The 3,093-nt window shown below is 43.3% G+C and carries 3 protein-coding genes; all 3 read right to left on the bottom strand.

Annotated elements, in window-relative coordinates; all coding sequences use genetic code 11:
* Nucleotides 1–1,109, bottom strand: a 1,109-nt coding sequence (locus BXY_RS02075; RefSeq protein ID WP_208946720.1) for an ABC transporter permease, incomplete at its 3' end; no start/stop codon positions are given.
* Nucleotides 1,093–2,277 carry an ABC transporter permease gene (locus BXY_RS02080; RefSeq protein WP_008640279.1) on the bottom strand — a complete coding sequence of 395 codons (1,185 nt, stop codon included), beginning with the start codon at nt 2,275–2,277 and terminating at the stop codon, nt 1,093–1,095. The genes BXY_RS02080 and BXY_RS02075, both read right to left, overlap by 17 nt.
* Nucleotides 2,278–2,299: 22 nt before the next feature.
* On the bottom strand, nt 2,300–3,093 hold a 794-nt coding region (locus BXY_RS02085; RefSeq protein ID WP_208946721.1), incomplete at its 5' end, for an HlyD family secretion protein.

Raw genomic sequence — 3,093 nt, forward strand, 5'->3', positions numbered from 1 at the left:
CAAAGGGTTATATATTCTGGTCTGATATCCGCCATACTGGCTCCCATAGAATTCAATTTCACAAAAGCAAGTGTGCCTGGTGCAGCCGGAAGAATGTAATGTGCAGCTTTCCAATACCAGGGCATTAGTTCCATCGGATAGGAAACCCCGGAAAGAAATATTAATCCTACAGAGAAGAAGGCGATCATGAGTAGGGGAGCTTCTGAATCCGTAAAATACCTGGAAGCTGCCAACCCCAGAAAAGAGGTCGCCATCAGGTATGGAATCAATAATAATACAATGTATAGTCCGTTTCCAATATTAGGGATACTGAAAAAGTGGGGGAGCAAGCCTAATAGAAAGAAAGCAAAGATAGCATAAAGAGCACAGTATACGGACGTTTTTCCCGCCACTATACGAATGGCAACTCCCCAGCCATATCCAAAAGGAGTGTAAGCGCGGATTCCTCTGTTGCTATGTTCTTCTCCGGTCACCATACCAATAACCATCAATAAAGTCTGGAAGATTATAATCATCATAACTGCGGGAATAAGATAAGAGCCATAGCCTTCCGTATAATTGTAAAGTGCAGTTCCTTCTACATGGATCGGTTTTGCCATAGCTACGGCAAGCAATCCTTGTGGTGGAAGAAATACCGCTTCATCCGACCTGTATTTGTCATTAATAGCCAGCATAACACGCGATGAAGCCCCCTGCAAAGCTTCGAAATACAGGAAAGCATCCGTAGTTGCATAAAGAGAAAATACGGCTTCATCTCCCCGAAACACTCGCTTCTCAAAATCATGAGGCAGATAGAGTATTCCCTGTACTTTGCCTTCTTTCATCCATTCTTTTGCTTCGTGATAATCCATCGCCTGGCTATAAATCTCTGCTTGGGGGGTAGCATCCAGCCAACGGATAAAATCACGACTCAATTCACTATGCGAATTATCGACTACGGCAACAGGAACATCGGTTACAATATTCGGTGCATACATATAATTGTAGAGTAATCCGTAGACAAAGATTCCTCCCATCAACACAAGCAGAACTGCATAACTGGTACTGATAGCTAGAAATTCACGACGAATGATGAATGATAACTGTTGTAACTTACTTAATGTTTTCATACTTATGACTTTCTATAGCTCGTTTTAAATGGGGAAGCAACAATAGGGCCAACAACGGAAAGATACAGAGTATCACAGCCGACGGCCAAAGATGGATAAAACCACCGCCTCCATAGAGCATGGTTTGCATCATTTCCGTAAAATGGCGGACAGGAAACAAATAGGAAGCATCCCTCACCAACGGATACATATTGGGAACCGGAAAGGTCACCCCGGACAAGGTAGCCCCCAGAGAACCTACCATAGAGACTACGCTTATCACCAACGAAATTGCCGGAAACAGCGAGAATAAAAACAGCCCTAAAGCCTGCGTCGCAATGATGAAAAGCACGGTCATGATATTCATTAACCACCAACTCCCTTGAAAAGGGATATGCAGAATACCGAACATGACATAATTAGCTAACCACCCTATCAATATATATATAATGGTATAAGGCAATAACTTACCCAAAACAGCAGTTACTATATTGCCTTTAGCAGTCGTCAACCAATCATTTGCTGTACGGAACTTAATTTCAATACCGACCGTATAGACAGTAATCAACAAGATCAAGACTTGAAACAAAACAAAGAAAAAGGGCTGACTCAAATATACCGAATAATCTAAACTTGGATTATATATCGGATGGTTATTAGCCTGCACAGGTAATAAAAAGGTGGTAATCTGATTCTGTTCTACTCCGAGAGCTACGGCTTGCATCACCACAGGGGAAAGAGCCACCGGAGCTAATGATGTTTCGAATGCCGCCATCAACTCACCGCCTACCGACAATAATGCATAGTGATAATAGTAGGAGAGTGTTGCATTTTTTCCGGTGATAGCATCTTGCTCAAATTGGGGAGGTATGGAAAGATAACCATAAATCTCTTTCTTTTGTACAGATTCACGGGCAGCCGCTTCATCTGCAAAATGCTTTGTCACTTTAAAAGTCGGTACGGCAGAGATATTCCTGGCAATAGCCCGGGAAGTAGCAGTGTTATCCTGATCGACAATACCGATAGGAATATTTTCCATCTGTCCGTTGCCAAAAATCGTAGCCATAAAGAAAAGGGTGAACAACGGCAAAACAATGCAGACGCCAAAATAAAGGCGCCGCGAAGTCATTCGCTGCCATTCTCTTAACAATACGGAACAAAAAGGGGAGTATGTTTGTGATTCATCCATTCGCTGGTTTATTTGATGTCAATTAGTCTAAAGTCAATAGCACGGACATACCGGGACGCAAGTCATCCACTTTTTGAGTCGGACGCGCATGAATCTCAAATGTACGTAAGTCATAACTTCCGGTCTGCTTGGTTGATTTCCAGGTCGCAAAACTGCCTAACGGACTTATATAATAGATTTTGAACTCTATATTTTCTTTACCGATGGCGGGTACATCTGCAACGAATGTTCCGTCCATTTTAAACTGTGGCATCAGATCTTCCCGTACGTTAAGAACGACATGTATATCATCCATAACCACCAGGTTCATAATGGGAGTTCCCGGCGCAACCAACTCTCCGCGTTTAGGAAAGATCGTTGCTATTTGTCCGTTTTCCGGAGCTGTCAACCGGGAGTCGACCAGCAAAGCCGAAACTTCATCCACCGTGCTTCGTGCAGCATCCACCATACTGGCAGCTGATGCTTTATCTTCTTTCTGTGCACCGTCTACAGCCATCTGATACTGCTCATAGGCAGCGCGTTCGGCTGCTACAGCCGCTTTATACATCGCTTCTACTTCATCCTTCCTTTGAGAAGTGACAACACTGTCTTTATATAAAGTGAGAATACGGTTGTAGGTTGTTTGAGCGAGAGTTAGGTCGCTCTTCGTTTTATTCCACAACTGCAATGCAGTAGCCACAATCTGACGACGGGTTCCGGCATCAATTTTCTTGTTTTGCTGTACCGCTACTTGTTCCAATGCATTCACTTGTTGATACTTGGCATATACTTCAGGGCTATTAATAACGACAAGAGTATCTCCTTGGTGTACCCAAT

The sequence above is a fragment of the Bacteroides xylanisolvens XB1A genome (assembly GCF_000210075.1).
In the GTDB taxonomy this organism is placed as follows: Bacteria; Bacteroidota; Bacteroidia; order Bacteroidales; family Bacteroidaceae; genus Bacteroides; species Bacteroides xylanisolvens.

Coding starts and splice junctions, on each gene's coding strand:
- BXY_RS02080 (WP_008640279.1), bottom strand. CDS start 2,277: ATGGATGAATCACAAACATACTCCCCTTTTTGTTCCGTATTGTTAAGA.